The sequence below is a fragment of the Vibrio sp. JC009 genome (genome assembly GCF_029016485.1).
Lineage (GTDB): Bacteria > Pseudomonadota > Gammaproteobacteria > Enterobacterales > Vibrionaceae > Vibrio.
Window position 1 is genome coordinate 1,105,281 of sequence record NZ_CP092106.1, and the last position, 17,972, is coordinate 1,123,252.

The 17,972-nt window shown below is 45.7% G+C and carries 15 protein-coding genes, 1 tRNA gene and 5 pseudogenes; 13 read left to right on the forward strand and 8 right to left on the reverse strand.

Going from position 1 to position 17,972, the window contains the following annotated elements; all coding sequences use genetic code 11:
- Window positions 1-149 precede the first annotated feature (149 nt).
- Window positions 150-1,184: an IS110 family transposase gene (locus tag L3Q72_RS05160; protein WP_275131593.1), complete on the forward strand. Its 1,035-nt coding sequence runs from the start codon at window positions 150-152 to the stop codon at window positions 1,182-1,184.
- Window positions 1,185-1,363: 179 nt separating this feature from the next.
- Here L3Q72_RS05160 and L3Q72_RS05165 read toward each other — a convergent pair.
- Window positions 1,364-1,790, reverse strand: a pseudogene (locus tag L3Q72_RS05165) (MFS transporter); the annotation flags it as partial.
- A 397-nt stretch (window positions 1,791-2,187) separates the two neighbouring features.
- On the opposite strand from L3Q72_RS05165, the gene L3Q72_RS05170 reads away from it, so the two are divergent.
- Window positions 2,188-3,222: an IS110 family transposase gene (locus L3Q72_RS05170; RefSeq protein ID WP_275131593.1), complete on the forward strand. Its 1,035-nt coding sequence runs from the start codon at window positions 2,188-2,190 to the stop codon at window positions 3,220-3,222.
- 179 nt (window positions 3,223-3,401) lie between these two features.
- Here L3Q72_RS05170 and L3Q72_RS05175 read toward each other — a convergent pair.
- A pseudogene (locus tag L3Q72_RS05175) lies at window positions 3,402-3,828 on the reverse strand (MFS transporter); the annotation flags it as partial.
- 397 nt (window positions 3,829-4,225) lie between these two features.
- Here L3Q72_RS05175 and L3Q72_RS05180 point away from each other — a divergent pair.
- Complete coding sequence (locus tag L3Q72_RS05180; RefSeq protein ID WP_275131593.1) at window positions 4,226-5,260, forward strand: IS110 family transposase; 1,035 nt, start codon at window positions 4,226-4,228, stop codon at window positions 5,258-5,260.
- 179 nt (window positions 5,261-5,439) lie between these two features.
- On the opposite strand, the pseudogene L3Q72_RS05185 reads toward L3Q72_RS05180, so the two are convergent.
- Window positions 5,440-5,866 (reverse strand): annotated as a pseudogene (locus tag L3Q72_RS05185) (MFS transporter); the annotation flags it as partial.
- A 397-nt stretch (window positions 5,867-6,263) separates the two neighbouring features.
- Here L3Q72_RS05185 and L3Q72_RS05190 point away from each other — a divergent pair.
- The gene (locus L3Q72_RS05190; RefSeq protein ID WP_275131593.1) at window positions 6,264-7,298 is read left to right on the forward strand and encodes an IS110 family transposase; all 1,035 of its coding nucleotides are present in this window, start codon (window positions 6,264-6,266) and stop codon (window positions 7,296-7,298) included.
- Window positions 7,299-7,477: 179 nt separating this feature from the next.
- On the opposite strand, the pseudogene L3Q72_RS05195 reads toward L3Q72_RS05190, so the two are convergent.
- A pseudogene (locus L3Q72_RS05195) lies at window positions 7,478-7,904 on the reverse strand (MFS transporter); the annotation flags it as partial.
- Between the two features lie 397 nt (window positions 7,905-8,301).
- On the opposite strand from L3Q72_RS05195, the gene L3Q72_RS05200 reads away from it, so the two are divergent.
- The gene (locus L3Q72_RS05200) at window positions 8,302-9,336 is read left to right on the forward strand and encodes an IS110 family transposase (RefSeq protein WP_275131593.1); all 1,035 of its coding nucleotides are present in this window, start codon (window positions 8,302-8,304) and stop codon (window positions 9,334-9,336) included.
- Window positions 9,337-9,410: 74 nt separating this feature from the next.
- Here L3Q72_RS05200 and L3Q72_RS05205 read toward each other — a convergent pair whose 3' ends face one another.
- Complete coding sequence (locus L3Q72_RS05205) at window positions 9,411-10,670, reverse strand: transposase (RefSeq protein WP_275131594.1); 1,260 nt, start codon at window positions 10,668-10,670, stop codon at window positions 9,411-9,413.
- A 6-nt stretch (window positions 10,671-10,676) separates the two neighbouring features.
- Complete coding sequence (locus L3Q72_RS05210) at window positions 10,677-10,934, reverse strand: hypothetical protein (protein ID WP_275131595.1); 258 nt, start codon at window positions 10,932-10,934, stop codon at window positions 10,677-10,679.
- Between L3Q72_RS05210 and L3Q72_RS05215 the strand changes: the two genes are divergently transcribed.
- On the forward strand, window positions 10,933-11,094 hold the full coding sequence (locus L3Q72_RS05215; RefSeq protein WP_275131596.1) for a hypothetical protein: 162 nt from the start codon (window positions 10,933-10,935) through the stop codon (window positions 11,092-11,094). The genes L3Q72_RS05210 and L3Q72_RS05215 overlap by 2 nt on opposite strands.
- A 74-nt stretch (window positions 11,095-11,168) precedes the next feature.
- Here L3Q72_RS05215 and L3Q72_RS05220 read toward each other — a convergent pair.
- Window positions 11,169-11,651: pseudogene (locus tag L3Q72_RS05220) on the reverse strand (response regulator); the annotation flags it as partial.
- Between the two features lie 291 nt (window positions 11,652-11,942).
- Here L3Q72_RS05220 and L3Q72_RS05225 point away from each other — a divergent pair.
- From L3Q72_RS05225 to L3Q72_RS05255, 7 genes are all read left to right on the forward strand, one after another.
- Window positions 11,943-12,030: transfer RNA gene (locus tag L3Q72_RS05225), tRNA-Ser, on the forward strand.
- Between the two features lie 306 nt (window positions 12,031-12,336).
- Window positions 12,337-12,651, forward strand: coding sequence for a helix-turn-helix transcriptional regulator (locus L3Q72_RS05230; protein ID WP_275131597.1), 315 nt, complete (start codon window positions 12,337-12,339; stop codon window positions 12,649-12,651).
- Window positions 12,648-13,910, forward strand: coding sequence for a type II toxin-antitoxin system HipA family toxin (locus L3Q72_RS05235; protein ID WP_275131598.1), 1,263 nt, complete (start codon window positions 12,648-12,650; stop codon window positions 13,908-13,910). Before L3Q72_RS05230 ends, L3Q72_RS05235 begins: the two co-directional genes overlap by 4 nt.
- A gap of 79 nt (window positions 13,911-13,989) precedes the next feature.
- Window positions 13,990-14,865, forward strand: a complete 876-nt coding sequence (locus L3Q72_RS05240; protein WP_275131599.1) for a PhzF family phenazine biosynthesis protein — start codon at window positions 13,990-13,992, stop codon at window positions 14,863-14,865.
- 180 nt (window positions 14,866-15,045) lie between these two features.
- Complete coding sequence (locus L3Q72_RS05245) at window positions 15,046-16,005, forward strand: type IV toxin-antitoxin system AbiEi family antitoxin (protein ID WP_275131600.1); 960 nt, start codon at window positions 15,046-15,048, stop codon at window positions 16,003-16,005.
- Between the two features lie 172 nt (window positions 16,006-16,177).
- Entirely contained in the window at window positions 16,178-16,714 is a 537-nt protein-coding gene (locus L3Q72_RS05250) for a GNAT family N-acetyltransferase (protein ID WP_275131601.1), read from the forward strand.
- 58 nt (window positions 16,715-16,772) lie between these two features.
- On the forward strand, window positions 16,773-17,156 hold the full coding sequence (locus L3Q72_RS05255) for a hypothetical protein (protein ID WP_275131602.1): 384 nt from the start codon (window positions 16,773-16,775) through the stop codon (window positions 17,154-17,156).
- Between the two features lie 28 nt (window positions 17,157-17,184).
- Here L3Q72_RS05255 and L3Q72_RS05260 read toward each other — a convergent pair whose 3' ends face one another.
- Entirely contained in the window at window positions 17,185-17,841 is a 657-nt protein-coding gene (locus tag L3Q72_RS05260) for a HEPN domain-containing protein (RefSeq protein ID WP_275131603.1), read from the reverse strand.
- Window positions 17,842-17,972: the final 131 nt, after the last annotated feature.

Here is a 17,972-nt window from a genome sequence, read left to right on the forward strand (position 1 = left end):
TGGTTGCCCTTGCTGTCTTGCAGCAGGGACAGAGCCGTTATCTCCAGCGTCGTAAATTCCGGCTGAACGAGATAATTGGACTCCCCCTCCCCAAGAGAAAAGGTTAAGATCTTAGTTGTCACACATAGTTCTTAGTTGGAGTCCATAGTATGAAGAATACAATTGTTGGTGTTGATTTAGCAAATGATGTTATCCAGGTCTGTGTGGTCAGGAGTAACAAGGTGCTCTCCAATAAAGAGATGACACCGCAAGCCTTTAACGCCTGGCTTGCTAAGTCAAAACCAGTAACTGTCATATTTGAGGCATGTAGTAGTGCCAACTATTGGCAGCAAACTGCTCATTCTTTGGGCCACCATGCAAAGCAAATCAGCGCTAAATTAGTTGCTCAGGTTCGCCAAAATCAAAAAACGGATAAAAATGATGCGCTTGCCGTTGTGCAAGCCAGCCAGTTACCTGAAGTGAGGTTCATTTCAGGAAAAACGTTTAAGCAACAAGAGTTGCAATCGATAGTTCGTATGAAAGATTTGGCCACTAAGCACAAGGTCGCAATGGAGAATCAGCTTAGGGCACTATTGCGTGAATTTGGTATCCGTATCGCGAAAAAAGGCTCTATTCGAACAGTGATTGAATCAACGCTCGAAGATGCTGAGAACGGGTTTTGCGATGAATTTAGAGCGTCATTAGATGCCGCTTGGCAAACTTACCAGCAACAGGTAGAAGTCATCATTCAGCATGAAAAGACACTTGAGCAACTGGCTGCCCAGAACGAAGAGTGTCGAACCTTTATGGCAATAGAGGGTGTTGGACCGATGAATGCCGTCAATATGTACATGTTATTAGTGTGCGGTGAGATGGGGACATTCCGCACTGGCAGGGATGCTTCTGCTTGTGTTGGGCTTACCCCGATTCAACATACTACTGGCGGTAAGGTAAAACTCGGCAGCGTTGGGAAGTTTGTTAAAAACCATAGCATGAGGGCTACGTTAGTTAGTGGGGCTATGTCTGTGTGTAGCCAGGTATCCAGACGAGAGCCCCGAACGAAAAAAGAAGCTTGGCTAAAAGCGTTAATCGAACGTCGAGGAAAGCGTTGTGCTGCGGTTGCGTTAGCAAATAAGACGATTAGAACCGCCTTTGCATTAATTGCCAATGGAACCGAATACCGGGCTGAGCCTTTAACTGCTTAGCTTTTAAGAATCACCAATACAATTGCTGAGTTTAGATGAAAATCAGCGGTTTTAGTCAGTGTTACGGTCTGAGCTTATAGCTCGCGAACGAGAGATGACAAAGCCGTTCGCGTAAATATCAGTGAGCCAGGGTTAGCTACCCAAACAGAGCTCGAACATAAGCACGCATTAATTCTAAATAGATGCAAAGGTATTGTTGACACGGGGGAGTCCACATAAGCCGAACAGACCGACAAAACCGGTGGAAGTACCGGCCAGATCTTTATGAGAACATTCAGCGGCAGCCATGCCTATCATCATCTGCGGACCAAAGATAAAGAAGCCGATGGAGAACAGACAAGCTGAGAGCACATAAATGTTGTCCAGAGGGGTTAACCAGAGCGCGGCCACTGAGATAGAGATACCCATAGCGAATATCAGGTTCATAGGTGCCCGGTTGCCATGGAAGAATCTGTCCGAGCCCCAGCCCCCGAACAGTGAACCCAGAAAACCGCCCACCTCAAACATGGATACGGCAGAGTTGGCGGCCAGCATGGCCGGCATGGTAAAGTTCAGGCTTTTACGGGCAAAGTAGAAGACGCCGTACCCTACATACATCATAGCCATAAGCTGAAGCCGCCAGTGGCGGTAAACCTGATCAATCTCTCGTCTGTCGGTAAGTGGTTTCACAGGGGTGCCTCGCTTAACGGCGTGTTATCGGATTTTACGGGCAGGTTAATAACAACTCTGGCTCCGCCTCTGCTTTCTATCTCTATCTCGCCGCCGAGGGCATTGATTCTTTCCTGTATCCGTTCTGAAATACCTACACAAACCTGATCATGAGGTTTGAAGCTTTCTTACGCGTTCAACGATACTGGTTGCCCTTGCTGTCTTGCAGCAGGGACAGAGCCGTTATCTCCAGCGTCGTAAATTCCGGCTGAACGAGATAATTGGACTCCCCCTCCCCAAGAGAAAAGGTTAAGATCTTAGTTGTCACACATAGTTCTTAGTTGGAGTCCATAGTATGAAGAATACAATTGTTGGTGTTGATTTAGCAAATGATGTTATCCAGGTCTGTGTGGTCAGGAGTAACAAGGTGCTCTCCAATAAAGAGATGACACCGCAAGCCTTTAACGCCTGGCTTGCTAAGTCAAAACCAGTAACTGTCATATTTGAGGCATGTAGTAGTGCCAACTATTGGCAGCAAACTGCTCATTCTTTGGGCCACCATGCAAAGCAAATCAGCGCTAAATTAGTTGCTCAGGTTCGCCAAAATCAAAAAACGGATAAAAATGATGCGCTTGCCGTTGTGCAAGCCAGCCAGTTACCTGAAGTGAGGTTCATTTCAGGAAAAACGTTTAAGCAACAAGAGTTGCAATCGATAGTTCGTATGAAAGATTTGGCCACTAAGCACAAGGTCGCAATGGAGAATCAGCTTAGGGCACTATTGCGTGAATTTGGTATCCGTATCGCGAAAAAAGGCTCTATTCGAACAGTGATTGAATCAACGCTCGAAGATGCTGAGAACGGGTTTTGCGATGAATTTAGAGCGTCATTAGATGCCGCTTGGCAAACTTACCAGCAACAGGTAGAAGTCATCATTCAGCATGAAAAGACACTTGAGCAACTGGCTGCCCAGAACGAAGAGTGTCGAACCTTTATGGCAATAGAGGGTGTTGGACCGATGAATGCCGTCAATATGTACATGTTATTAGTGTGCGGTGAGATGGGGACATTCCGCACTGGCAGGGATGCTTCTGCTTGTGTTGGGCTTACCCCGATTCAACATACTACTGGCGGTAAGGTAAAACTCGGCAGCGTTGGGAAGTTTGTTAAAAACCATAGCATGAGGGCTACGTTAGTTAGTGGGGCTATGTCTGTGTGTAGCCAGGTATCCAGACGAGAGCCCCGAACGAAAAAAGAAGCTTGGCTAAAAGCGTTAATCGAACGTCGAGGAAAGCGTTGTGCTGCGGTTGCGTTAGCAAATAAGACGATTAGAACCGCCTTTGCATTAATTGCCAATGGAACCGAATACCGGGCTGAGCCTTTAACTGCTTAGCTTTTAAGAATCACCAATACAATTGCTGAGTTTAGATGAAAATCAGCGGTTTTAGTCAGTGTTACGGTCTGAGCTTATAGCTCGCGAACGAGAGATGACAAAGCCGTTCGCGTAAATATCAGTGAGCCAGGGTTAGCTACCCAAACAGAGCTCGAACATAAGCACGCATTAATTCTAAATAGATGCAAAGGTATTGTTGACACGGGGGAGTCCACATAAGCCGAACAGACCGACAAAACCGGTGGAAGTACCGGCCAGATCTTTATGAGAACATTCAGCGGCAGCCATGCCTATCATCATCTGCGGACCAAAGATAAAGAAGCCGATGGAGAACAGACAAGCTGAGAGCACATAAATGTTGTCCAGAGGGGTTAACCAGAGCGCGGCCACTGAGATAGAGATACCCATAGCGAATATCAGGTTCATAGGTGCCCGGTTGCCATGGAAGAATCTGTCCGAGCCCCAGCCCCCGAACAGTGAACCCAGAAAACCGCCCACCTCAAACATGGATACGGCAGAGTTGGCGGCCAGCATGGCCGGCATGGTAAAGTTCAGGCTTTTACGGGCAAAGTAGAAGACGCCGTACCCTACATACATCATAGCCATAAGCTGAAGCCGCCAGTGGCGGTAAACCTGATCAATCTCTCGTCTGTCGGTAAGTGGTTTCACAGGGGTGCCTCGCTTAACGGCGTGTTATCGGATTTTACGGGCAGGTTAATAACAACTCTGGCTCCGCCTCTGCTTTCTATCTCTATCTCGCCGCCGAGGGCATTGATTCTTTCCTGTATCCGTTCTGAAATACCTACACAAACCTGATCATGAGGTTTGAAGCTTTCTTACGCGTTCAACGATACTGGTTGCCCTTGCTGTCTTGCAGCAGGGACAGAGCCGTTATCTCCAGCGTCGTAAATTCCGGCTGAACGAGATAATTGGACTCCCCCTCCCCAAGAGAAAAGGTTAAGATCTTAGTTGTCACACATAGTTCTTAGTTGGAGTCCATAGTATGAAGAATACAATTGTTGGTGTTGATTTAGCAAATGATGTTATCCAGGTCTGTGTGGTCAGGAGTAACAAGGTGCTCTCCAATAAAGAGATGACACCGCAAGCCTTTAACGCCTGGCTTGCTAAGTCAAAACCAGTAACTGTCATATTTGAGGCATGTAGTAGTGCCAACTATTGGCAGCAAACTGCTCATTCTTTGGGCCACCATGCAAAGCAAATCAGCGCTAAATTAGTTGCTCAGGTTCGCCAAAATCAAAAAACGGATAAAAATGATGCGCTTGCCGTTGTGCAAGCCAGCCAGTTACCTGAAGTGAGGTTCATTTCAGGAAAAACGTTTAAGCAACAAGAGTTGCAATCGATAGTTCGTATGAAAGATTTGGCCACTAAGCACAAGGTCGCAATGGAGAATCAGCTTAGGGCACTATTGCGTGAATTTGGTATCCGTATCGCGAAAAAAGGCTCTATTCGAACAGTGATTGAATCAACGCTCGAAGATGCTGAGAACGGGTTTTGCGATGAATTTAGAGCGTCATTAGATGCCGCTTGGCAAACTTACCAGCAACAGGTAGAAGTCATCATTCAGCATGAAAAGACACTTGAGCAACTGGCTGCCCAGAACGAAGAGTGTCGAACCTTTATGGCAATAGAGGGTGTTGGACCGATGAATGCCGTCAATATGTACATGTTATTAGTGTGCGGTGAGATGGGGACATTCCGCACTGGCAGGGATGCTTCTGCTTGTGTTGGGCTTACCCCGATTCAACATACTACTGGCGGTAAGGTAAAACTCGGCAGCGTTGGGAAGTTTGTTAAAAACCATAGCATGAGGGCTACGTTAGTTAGTGGGGCTATGTCTGTGTGTAGCCAGGTATCCAGACGAGAGCCCCGAACGAAAAAAGAAGCTTGGCTAAAAGCGTTAATCGAACGTCGAGGAAAGCGTTGTGCTGCGGTTGCGTTAGCAAATAAGACGATTAGAACCGCCTTTGCATTAATTGCCAATGGAACCGAATACCGGGCTGAGCCTTTAACTGCTTAGCTTTTAAGAATCACCAATACAATTGCTGAGTTTAGATGAAAATCAGCGGTTTTAGTCAGTGTTACGGTCTGAGCTTATAGCTCGCGAACGAGAGATGACAAAGCCGTTCGCGTAAATATCAGTGAGCCAGGGTTAGCTACCCAAACAGAGCTCGAACATAAGCACGCATTAATTCTAAATAGATGCAAAGGTATTGTTGACACGGGGGAGTCCACATAAGCCGAACAGACCGACAAAACCGGTGGAAGTACCGGCCAGATCTTTATGAGAACATTCAGCGGCAGCCATGCCTATCATCATCTGCGGACCAAAGATAAAGAAGCCGATGGAGAACAGACAAGCTGAGAGCACATAAATGTTGTCCAGAGGGGTTAACCAGAGCGCGGCCACTGAGATAGAGATACCCATAGCGAATATCAGGTTCATAGGTGCCCGGTTGCCATGGAAGAATCTGTCCGAGCCCCAGCCCCCGAACAGTGAACCCAGAAAACCGCCCACCTCAAACATGGATACGGCAGAGTTGGCGGCCAGCATGGCCGGCATGGTAAAGTTCAGGCTTTTACGGGCAAAGTAGAAGACGCCGTACCCTACATACATCATAGCCATAAGCTGAAGCCGCCAGTGGCGGTAAACCTGATCAATCTCTCGTCTGTCGGTAAGTGGTTTCACAGGGGTGCCTCGCTTAACGGCGTGTTATCGGATTTTACGGGCAGGTTAATAACAACTCTGGCTCCGCCTCTGCTTTCTATCTCTATCTCGCCGCCGAGGGCATTGATTCTTTCCTGTATCCGTTCTGAAATACCTACACAAACCTGATCATGAGGTTTGAAGCTTTCTTACGCGTTCAACGATACTGGTTGCCCTTGCTGTCTTGCAGCAGGGACAGAGCCGTTATCTCCAGCGTCGTAAATTCCGGCTGAACGAGATAATTGGACTCCCCCTCCCCAAGAGAAAAGGTTAAGATCTTAGTTGTCACACATAGTTCTTAGTTGGAGTCCATAGTATGAAGAATACAATTGTTGGTGTTGATTTAGCAAATGATGTTATCCAGGTCTGTGTGGTCAGGAGTAACAAGGTGCTCTCCAATAAAGAGATGACACCGCAAGCCTTTAACGCCTGGCTTGCTAAGTCAAAACCAGTAACTGTCATATTTGAGGCATGTAGTAGTGCCAACTATTGGCAGCAAACTGCTCATTCTTTGGGCCACCATGCAAAGCAAATCAGCGCTAAATTAGTTGCTCAGGTTCGCCAAAATCAAAAAACGGATAAAAATGATGCGCTTGCCGTTGTGCAAGCCAGCCAGTTACCTGAAGTGAGGTTCATTTCAGGAAAAACGTTTAAGCAACAAGAGTTGCAATCGATAGTTCGTATGAAAGATTTGGCCACTAAGCACAAGGTCGCAATGGAGAATCAGCTTAGGGCACTATTGCGTGAATTTGGTATCCGTATCGCGAAAAAAGGCTCTATTCGAACAGTGATTGAATCAACGCTCGAAGATGCTGAGAACGGGTTTTGCGATGAATTTAGAGCGTCATTAGATGCCGCTTGGCAAACTTACCAGCAACAGGTAGAAGTCATCATTCAGCATGAAAAGACACTTGAGCAACTGGCTGCCCAGAACGAAGAGTGTCGAACCTTTATGGCAATAGAGGGTGTTGGACCGATGAATGCCGTCAATATGTACATGTTATTAGTGTGCGGTGAGATGGGGACATTCCGCACTGGCAGGGATGCTTCTGCTTGTGTTGGGCTTACCCCGATTCAACATACTACTGGCGGTAAGGTAAAACTCGGCAGCGTTGGGAAGTTTGTTAAAAACCATAGCATGAGGGCTACGTTAGTTAGTGGGGCTATGTCTGTGTGTAGCCAGGTATCCAGACGAGAGCCCCGAACGAAAAAAGAAGCTTGGCTAAAAGCGTTAATCGAACGTCGAGGAAAGCGTTGTGCTGCGGTTGCGTTAGCAAATAAGACGATTAGAACCGCCTTTGCATTAATTGCCAATGGAACCGAATACCGGGCTGAGCCTTTAACTGCTTAGCTTTTAAGAATCACCAATACAATTGCTGAGTTTAGATGAAAATCAGCGGTTTTAGTCAGTGTTACGGTCTGAGCTTATAGCTCGCGAACGAGAGATGACAAAGCCGTTCGCGTAAATATCAGTGAGCCAGGGTTAGCTACCCAAACAGAGCTCGAACATAAGCACGCATTAATTCTAAATAGATGCAAAGGTATTGTTGACACGGGGGAGTCCACATAAGCCGAACAGACCGACAAAACCGGTGGAAGTACCGGCCAGATCTTTATGAGAACATTCAGCGGCAGCCATGCCTATCATCATCTGCGGACCAAAGATAAAGAAGCCGATGGAGAACAGACAAGCTGAGAGCACATAAATGTTGTCCAGAGGGGTTAACCAGAGCGCGGCCACTGAGATAGAGATACCCATAGCGAATATCAGGTTCATAGGTGCCCGGTTGCCATGGAAGAATCTGTCCGAGCCCCAGCCCCCGAACAGTGAACCCAGAAAACCGCCCACCTCAAACATGGATACGGCAGAGTTGGCGGCCAGCATGGCCGGCATGGTAAAGTTCAGGCTTTTACGGGCAAAGTAGAAGACGCCGTACCCTACATACATCATAGCCATAAGCTGAAGCCGCCAGTGGCGGTAAACCTGATCAATCTCTCGTCTGTCGGTAAGTGGTTTCACAGGGGTGCCTCGCTTAACGGCGTGTTATCGGATTTTACGGGCAGGTTAATAACAACTCTGGCTCCGCCTCTGCTTTCTATCTCTATCTCGCCGCCGAGGGCATTGATTCTTTCCTGTATCCGTTCTGAAATACCTACACAAACCTGATCATGAGGTTTGAAGCTTTCTTACGCGTTCAACGATACTGGTTGCCCTTGCTGTCTTGCAGCAGGGACAGAGCCGTTATCTCCAGCGTCGTAAATTCCGGCTGAACGAGATAATTGGACTCCCCCTCCCCAAGAGAAAAGGTTAAGATCTTAGTTGTCACACATAGTTCTTAGTTGGAGTCCATAGTATGAAGAATACAATTGTTGGTGTTGATTTAGCAAATGATGTTATCCAGGTCTGTGTGGTCAGGAGTAACAAGGTGCTCTCCAATAAAGAGATGACACCGCAAGCCTTTAACGCCTGGCTTGCTAAGTCAAAACCAGTAACTGTCATATTTGAGGCATGTAGTAGTGCCAACTATTGGCAGCAAACTGCTCATTCTTTGGGCCACCATGCAAAGCAAATCAGCGCTAAATTAGTTGCTCAGGTTCGCCAAAATCAAAAAACGGATAAAAATGATGCGCTTGCCGTTGTGCAAGCCAGCCAGTTACCTGAAGTGAGGTTCATTTCAGGAAAAACGTTTAAGCAACAAGAGTTGCAATCGATAGTTCGTATGAAAGATTTGGCCACTAAGCACAAGGTCGCAATGGAGAATCAGCTTAGGGCACTATTGCGTGAATTTGGTATCCGTATCGCGAAAAAAGGCTCTATTCGAACAGTGATTGAATCAACGCTCGAAGATGCTGAGAACGGGTTTTGCGATGAATTTAGAGCGTCATTAGATGCCGCTTGGCAAACTTACCAGCAACAGGTAGAAGTCATCATTCAGCATGAAAAGACACTTGAGCAACTGGCTGCCCAGAACGAAGAGTGTCGAACCTTTATGGCAATAGAGGGTGTTGGACCGATGAATGCCGTCAATATGTACATGTTATTAGTGTGCGGTGAGATGGGGACATTCCGCACTGGCAGGGATGCTTCTGCTTGTGTTGGGCTTACCCCGATTCAACATACTACTGGCGGTAAGGTAAAACTCGGCAGCGTTGGGAAGTTTGTTAAAAACCATAGCATGAGGGCTACGTTAGTTAGTGGGGCTATGTCTGTGTGTAGCCAGGTATCCAGACGAGAGCCCCGAACGAAAAAAGAAGCTTGGCTAAAAGCGTTAATCGAACGTCGAGGAAAGCGTTGTGCTGCGGTTGCGTTAGCAAATAAGACGATTAGAACCGCCTTTGCATTAATTGCCAATGGAACCGAATACCGGGCTGAGCCTTTAACTGCTTAGCTTTTAAGAATCACCAATACAATTGCTGAGTTTAGATGAAAATCAGCGGTTTTAGTCAGTGTTACGGTCTGAGCTTATAGCTCGCGAACGAGAGATGACAAAGCCGTTCGCGTAAATATCAGTGAGCCAGGGTTAGCTACCCAAACAGAGCTCGAACATAAGCACGCATTAATTCTAAATAGATGCAAAGGTATTGTTGACACGGGGGAGTCCACATAAGCCGTATACGATTCTAAATTGATGGCGGCGTTATGGTCCCGGCAAACCTCAAGACCACATTCGCACCGGTAAGTCCGGTCACTTAATGTCAGGTTCGGATTGTGCCTGCCACAGGACGAACATCGCTTACTGGAAGGATACCATCTGTCTGCCACGTTTAACCTGACCATAAAGTTCTGACATTTGTATTCAAGCTGCCTTCTAAACTCATAGAAGCCGACATCTGCAATATGTCTGGCTAACCTGCCATTGCTCATCATACCTTTGACGTTTAAGTCCTCAATGGTGATGTCACTGAAGTTTTTCACCAGATAGCAGGTGAGCTGATGGAGCGTATTGCTACGAATATCAGCAATGCGTTTATGAAGCCGGGCGATTTTCATCCTGAGTTTCTTATATCCGTTTGAGCCTTTTACTTTTTTAGCCAGCCGTCTCTGATAACGAGCCAACTTGCGAAGACTCTGTTGCAGCGGTTTGGGTGAAAACCAGTAACGGAACTCTCCGCGACTTAAGGTAGCCAGCGCTTTAATTCCTAAATCTACTCCGACACCTGCTTGGCTTTTACAGGGGAGCATTGAGACTTCGACATTAATAGAGAAGGAAACGTACCATTTGTCTGCTCTGCGGGATATCGTCATTGAGTTAATATGTCCGCCGTATTTAATTTGCTCGGCCATACGCACCCAGCCTAAATTGGGCACTTTGACAAACCGGCCCTGCACTTTTACCTGGTCTCCTCCTACATAAAAGGCATCACGGCATCTGCCTTTCTTCTTAAACTTAGGGCGGTTACGGTTTCCTTTGAAATACTCAGACCACGCCCGGCCCAAGTGGATAAATGGTTGCTGGGAGGCGTACTTAGTGACCTCATAAACCCAGGGATAGTCGGATTTCTTGATGGCATTGAATTCCTTCTTCAGACTCATGCCATTCGGTTTTTTATCCCGTTTACCTTCCTTAACCTGCTGATATTGCTCATTCCAGTTCGCCAGAGCCCAGTTCCACACAAAACGAGCTGTGCCTGACGCCTTCGCCATGTAAGTCGCCTGTCGGTTATTGGTGAACAGCTGAGTTTTGATAGAAATCTGCATGCCGGAACTATACTGGTCAGGCATACAGCATTAAACCGCTTTGGCCTTTTTATTCGAGTGAGATCGCTTACCGTAAAGTCTTGCGGAGAACACCGTCATCAGTGTAATGACATCCCGGCATAACTCCTGCTCAAAAGAAATTTCTTTCTCTTCCTTATGGATAATCACTTTTGTTCCAGACCATTGACACAATTGAAAGATAAGCTCGTGGCCAAAACGCAGCAAACGATCCTTATGTGATAAATGCAGTTCAGACACCGGCTTTGCCAACAGCATAGCAACTGACATGAGCATAACCCACTTTGAGCTTATCCTGTTGATGCAAATGATAGCGACAATGGTTACCGACTGTTCGGCAATCCGATTTGAGCTGGTCGGCTCTGTCCCATCGACGCATGGTTGGCACGGAAACACCATAGTAGTGGGCTGCTTCACTGATACTGACTAAGCTGAGGTCGATTATTTTCATAGGAATTACCTCCTATGATCAGGTTTAATCAATTATTCGGAAACTAGCAAAAGCCCCTGAATAAGGTGCTCAAAGATCTGTTTCTCCCGCTTGGTAAGCTCATCAAGAGCAGCAGCGGAAGTGGAGGCGTTACTTAAGTTAATCAGTGCATCGGCACAAAGGTAACGATCACCCGAAGCCACAGTGCGTATTGCCGTTACCAGCTCACCGGGCCCGCAGCGTTTTGAAAGGTAACCTGAAGCGCCGGCATCAATCGCTTTGCTAACAAAGGAGGCCGAGTCGTAGATACTCAGGATAATGGCTTTAAGATCGGGCTTGTGTTTACGCAGGCGTTCAAGCAGTGAAAGGCCGCTTTCGTCAGGCATGGAGATATCAATCACGGCCACATCTAAAGTGCCGGAACGGGCAAGGGTATCAAAGGCATCTTTAGCCGAGCTGAACTCGCCTTCTACCTGAATATCGTCTTCAACTCTCAATAGCTGGGCAAAGCCAGAGCGCACCATAACGTGATCGTCAACTAATGCAACAGAAATCATAATTATCCGGATATTATTATTGATTTTATATTTCGGGCTTATGATTGCACTTTGTTCGGAGTGAAGCAAAGGAAGAAGATTAAGGTGTGATAGCTGTCTTAGACCACTTTGGAACAGAGCAGAAACTTGTGATTGAATGCTGAATTAGCCGGGAATTTGCACAAATAAGCTAAATTATCGTCAGTCAGGCACAAAAGGGCACTTTTTCGTGAATTTAACCTTGACCAAAGCCCTAAGAATCATTAAATTAGCGCCTCGTTGCCCACGGCGGTAACGCAAAATTCAAAATACGGTGAGTTGTCCGAGTGGCTGAAGGAGCACGCCTGGAAAGTGTGTATACGGCAACGTATCGAGAGTTCGAATCTCTCACTCACCGCCAAATTCTTAAAGGTCTGATTTATCAGGCCTTTTTTCTTGCCTAAAATTCAGTAATGTTCGGTAGTCGAAATGACGGTCCAATCATACTGTTCGTAAAGTGACACCACTTAAATTGGGAAATGGCACCGCTTAAAATGGGAAATTTTTAAACTTTCCAAATAGGCGGTGTGAGATTTAAACAGGGCTTAAACAGGTGTGAAGTTGTTAGTGATTACAATTACAACTCAAAAGTTGTAATTTAATGGGTGTACAACTAAGATGTTGTTTATGGTGCTTTGTACAACTTTTAGGTTGTTTGGTGTGAGTGATGAAAAGTATTGAAGAAATTGCAGTGAAGTTAACCGAGCAGCGTAAAAAACTGGGCATTGAGCAAAAAGACATGTATATGCGGATCGGCATGAAGCAGCAACAGTATCAGCGTGTTGAGGCAGGTAGCGATGTAAAACTGTCAACCTTACTTAGAGTTCTTGAAGGGCTGGATTTAGAGCTTTCGATTGTTCCTAAGGGTAGAAAAGCACCATCTATCCCTGTCGATAAAGCGCCAGTTAGCCAAAGTGAAGAGGCCCTGCGAGATGACACTGATGACCTTGGTTTTTGGTTTGGCTCAGAGGATGAGTTATGAGCAAACAAGTTGAGAAGGTTGAGGGGCTTAGTATTGAGTTGCATGGCATCAATGTTGGCGTTATTGCGCATTATGCTGGTGGAAAAAATATACTGACCTTCAATCCAGATTTTGTTGCGATGTCAGCAGAGAGGCGACCAGTTTTTACTCTGAGGCAGTTGCGTGATCCTGACTATTTGAGCAAGCCTCAAATTCGGACTGACAAGATACCTCCGGTTTTATCCAACCTGCTACCGGAGGGAGCACTAAGAGATTTGACGGCCAAAGCGCTTCAATGCCATATCAACAACGAATTTTCAATTCTTGCATACTTGGGCTCAAACCTGCCGGGGGCTCTCGTTGCCAAACCGATAAAGGCTGGCGATGTTCCAGCTTGGGCTCTTGAGCAGCGTTTATCGACAGAGCCACAGCAGATCAATGTTAAGCATGCTGACACCAAGTTTTCGCTTGCTGGTGTACAAATGAAGTTTTCGTCGTCACATGTAGATGGCCGATATCATATCGATCAGGAAATCTCTGAAGATATGTGGATCATTAAAACTCCGTCAACAATCCACAAGGGTGTGCCGGTTAACGAATATACCTGTATGAAGCTTGCGGAAGCCGCAGGAGCAGAGATTCCGGAAGTGCGGTTAATCGAACTCGATGTGCTGGAAGGACTGCCAAACATTAAGCTGCCGGATGAGCGGTATGCTTACGGAATTAAACGCTTTGATCGCAGCCATAAAGGTCGTATTCATATGGAAGACTTTGCTCAGGTGTTTGGGCTCTATCCTTCAGATAAGTATCAACGGGTTAATTACGAACAGCTTGGTAGTGTGCTTTATCAATCAAGTACTGAGCGCCTGAAGGACATCCAACAGATGGCAAGGAGACTGCTTATCAACATCCTGCTTGGAAATGGTGACGCTCATCTGAAGAACTGGACGTTGATCTATAGTGACAAATACTCCCCACGTTTGTCGCCGCTGTATGATGTGGTATTCACAGCGCCATACATAGAGCACGATAGTCTTGCGCTCAATATGGCTGGCAATAAGCAATGGTATGACATGACGATGACGCATTTTGAAATATGGTGTGGAAAAACGGGAGTTCCGTGGATTGCCATTAAACCTCATTTACTTGATGTGATGGATAAGGCTAGAAACCAATGGCCGAAACGGCTAGAAGATCTGCCGATGTTAGAAGAGCATAAAGCTGAATTGAAGCAACATTGGCAGCGACTGAGTGCTGATTTTAAGGTCATATATAATTAATTTTGTGTAACCTAGCGAGTTGTTAGCGGACATCTTTACAATTTTATCCGCGAGCCCAAAGAGAACGGAATATTAACCAATGGAAGTTTCAGTAGAGTTAGTCAGCGCTTTTACATCCAATGGAAGTGGAGGAAATCCTGCTGGCGTCGTCTTTAGAGCAGACCATTTATCCTATGAGCAAAAGCTGTTGATTGCTCAAATGGTGGGCTATTCTGAAACTGCTTTTGTTTCCAGCAGTGATACCGCAGACTTTCACGTTTCTTTCTTTACTGTTGCCGGTGAAGTGGACTTTTGCGGTCACGCCACATTGGCGACATTTTCAATGATGTATCAGAAAGACATTTTATCTCCCGGCAAGTATACCCAGGAAACGAAAGCGGGCGTTCTGGCTGTTGATATTCAGCCTGATGGCAAGGTTATGATGCAGCAAAAACTGCCTCAATGGTCAGATAAATACTCTCCCGGCGATATCGCTTCATTGATTGGTATAGACAGCGAGGTTTTGGAAGGCGTGAGCTTGCCTATTCAGGTTGTGTCCACCGGGCTTGCTGACCTGATAATCCCGGTTCCGGCTGGTTGCCTTGATAAGCTCAGGCCAAACCATGATGCAATAACCAAGTTTTGCAGGGAGCATAATCTGGTTGGCATTCACGCTTTTGAGTTATGTGACAGTGAAAGCAGCTATACTGCAAGTTGCAGAAATTTTGCTCCTCTGTTTGGGATTGAAGAAGAGTCAGCAACAGGAAGTTCATCTGGTGCTCTGGCATGTTATTTATCCAGGTACCACAACGTACAGAGCGAATACTTGTTTGAGCAGGGCAGAGCCATGAATTGCCGTTCGGAGATATTCGCTTGTGTTGAAGTTATTGATTCGGAAGTACGTACGATAAATGTTGGTGGAGTAGCTCAGTTAATAGGCTCGAAGGAATTGGTGATTTCACAAGACGAACAATAGCAGGAATTGAGCAGATGACTAATCACGCCAGAATTCGGTGTTGTTGACTTTTCGGTAGCCGATAATGCTACCCAATCATACTGTTAGTAAATTGCTATGTTCCGCTTTACTAATCTTGCAAAGTTCTTTTTTCACAGTTAATATTTTTTCATGAATCATGAAAAGACAAGGTTCGTGAAAATGAAAGAAGAAAAACTTATCGATACAGCGATAAACAAGCTGCCTAGAGATTGGCAGGCTGAATTTATTGCGTCTACATCAGGGCCATATGATGGGCAGCTAGCCTTACACATTAACAATCAGCATATTACTCTGGTGGTAGAATGTAAGAGAGTTCATCGAAAAGAGAGCCTGAAGTTTTTGATTGAAAATCCAGACAGGCAACGGTTACTCATCTGCGAGCAGATGAGTGACTTTCTGCGCGAATACTGCGAAGAGCATCAGATAAATTATCTTGATAGCGCTGGTAATTTGCGAATTGCACATGACAATTTTTACGCTTTGGTTGAAGGGCGTGAACAAGAAAGTACTCGATCAGTTCCAGAGAGCATGAGCATAGGTATTGCCAAATGCTTGTTCGCCTTCATTGCTGAAGAAGGTCTACTAAATAAAAACTATCAGGAAATAGCCGACAAAGCAGCAATTTCGCTTGGGATGGTTACAAAATCCATGCAGTACCTAATTAGGCACAACTATATTCCCGCTGATAAAAAGAAGCGCCGTTTTTTGAATATTGAGGAACTGCAGTATCAATGGTTGATGGCTTATCGTACTACGGTTAGGCCTAAGCTAAACTCCGTTCCTTTACCTCCTCCAGCAGAGTGGCAAGCTGTACCCATTGAAAATGGTGAACTTTGGGGAGGAGAGGCTGCTGCTGCTCAACTGACTGAATATCTGATTCCGCAAGATCTAGTATTGTTTAGCCATACGATGACACGCGGGCGAAAGTATCCTTTGGGTCAGAAAGGGCAAAGTCCACTTAAGCTCACTAAAGCGTTTTGGGGTGAGAAGCTAGCAGTTAGTCAAACGGGTGTCGCGTTATTGGCTATTGGTGAGCTTTTAGCTACAAATGACGGGCGCAACAGAGAAACAGCAGAGATAATCAATGACAAATACTTACAGCTTAAGCAACTCCCTTAATCCGTCATTTGAAACTGCATTGATGAAAGTGACGGCGGTACTGGACAGCGCTGGTTTGTTCTACCCGTCTTCTATCTACAACTAAAATGTTGTTTGTGGTGTTTTGTACAACTTTTGGATTGTTTGGTCTTTGTCTCTGAAGCAATCGCAAACGATAACAGGAATTGAGCTGATGACTAATCACGCCAGTATAATTACAGACAGGCTGATCCTAAAGCCGGTTTCAGCAGACGATATGGAGATCTACACAGCACTGCTGACCAGCCCGGAAACCACCAGATATCTCCCAGGCGGAAAACCATTCACTGAAGAGTACATAGCGAACTATCTTCTCCAGAAGATCGAGCACTGGAAGAAAGGCTATGGCACTTTTATCGTCTCTCTGAAAAACAGTCCAGAGACAAAGATCGGTTATGCCGGAGTTGAGACTATAGCTGAAAGTGGATTTGATGATATTCGCTACGCTTTGCTTACCAAGTTTCAGGGCAACGGCTATGCGCTGGAGGCTGCAAAAGCAGTGGTTGAGTTTACCTTTGCCAATACAAGCCTGAATGAAATCTATGGTGTTGCAGTTACTGAAAATCTGCCATCAGCCAGATTATTAGAAAAGCTGGGTATGACACTTTCTTCAGCGAGGCTTTATGATAGCGATGAGCTGATAACTATGTCGGTGAAGCGAGATTTTTTTGAGGCAATCAATGTCAGTTAACTCAGTATATCGCCTACATTAAAAAGTGTTGTGCCGCTGAATTGACGGGAGGTGTAGTATGATGAACGCGATAAAATTCATAACAGAAAAAGGTAGGGAGATTTCTGTACGCGAAATGTCTATAAGTTATACCTATGCAGGGTCACTTGAGGGTACACGAGAAGCAGTAAGTGAGTACAACCGAGCAAAGTGGGCTAAAAGCGAAGAGGAACAACCGAGATTTTTACTTATAGATGATTCACAGCCTGTTCTTCCTGACCATCAGGTTATTGTTACTTTAAGATCGGAGGATGGGATAAAAGGCGGAGATTATTCTGAATTAACAGTTACGTTTTTTACTGACAATCCAGATCAGCGGCCATCATTCATGATTGCTTCTGTCATCACAGATGAGGTATGGGAAAGCAGTGCAACAGATCTTAGTTATGATGGTTACTTCTAAGGCAGGTATGAACTTAACTGGTGTGGAGTTAGTTGTGATTGATCAGAGGATAGACAGCATCACCCCAGACTTTATCTGCTGAGTCCATCATGATTTCGATGATGACAGGAACGGTCTTCTCCATAATGCTGGTGCAATCTCTTAACTGGTGCCGATTAGCTGAGCTAAGGTAAGTCGCTCCACCATGAATTAACTGGTTTCGAAGGGTATACAGCCTGGAAAACAGAATGGATAGAACCTTTGCAGTATCATTTTGGCTAAGTGCTTTATTGGCCGCTGCTTTGGCTTTGCTGCGTTCGTTTTTCCAGCTTTCCTCGTTGATCCTGCCTGCATGGAAATCCCAATAAGCCTGAAGAATAAACTCATTGTCCAGGATTACCCGAATCGTGTTTGAGTACTCAGCCCAAACCAGGCTGTGTAGTTGTTCTTGCTTATCGCAGCAGATCAGTTTTTCCAGAAACTTTCCGTAGAGACCTTGTTCTCCATAGTTTTGCCGTTGTTCGAATTCTTGTGCGTATGCTGAGTTAAAGGCGATCCACAAGAAAACAAACCTGGAGTCATCATCGTCGCATTGCTCAGACTTATTCAGCCAGCTTAATGCGCGGTGAACGCGGAGGCTTAGGTTTTGAGGGTAGGTGTCTCGTTCAGCTCTTTGACGTTGTTTTAACTCTTTGTAATTATGCATTTTTATATTGCTGTCTGAGTTTGATAGTCCTTTTACAGTATAGGAGATGAATTGCGCATTCTTTGATCTTTGGTGCAAGAATGGGATTCTGTACTGTAAGCGGTGACCAGATCTTGTTCAAAACCGGCTTG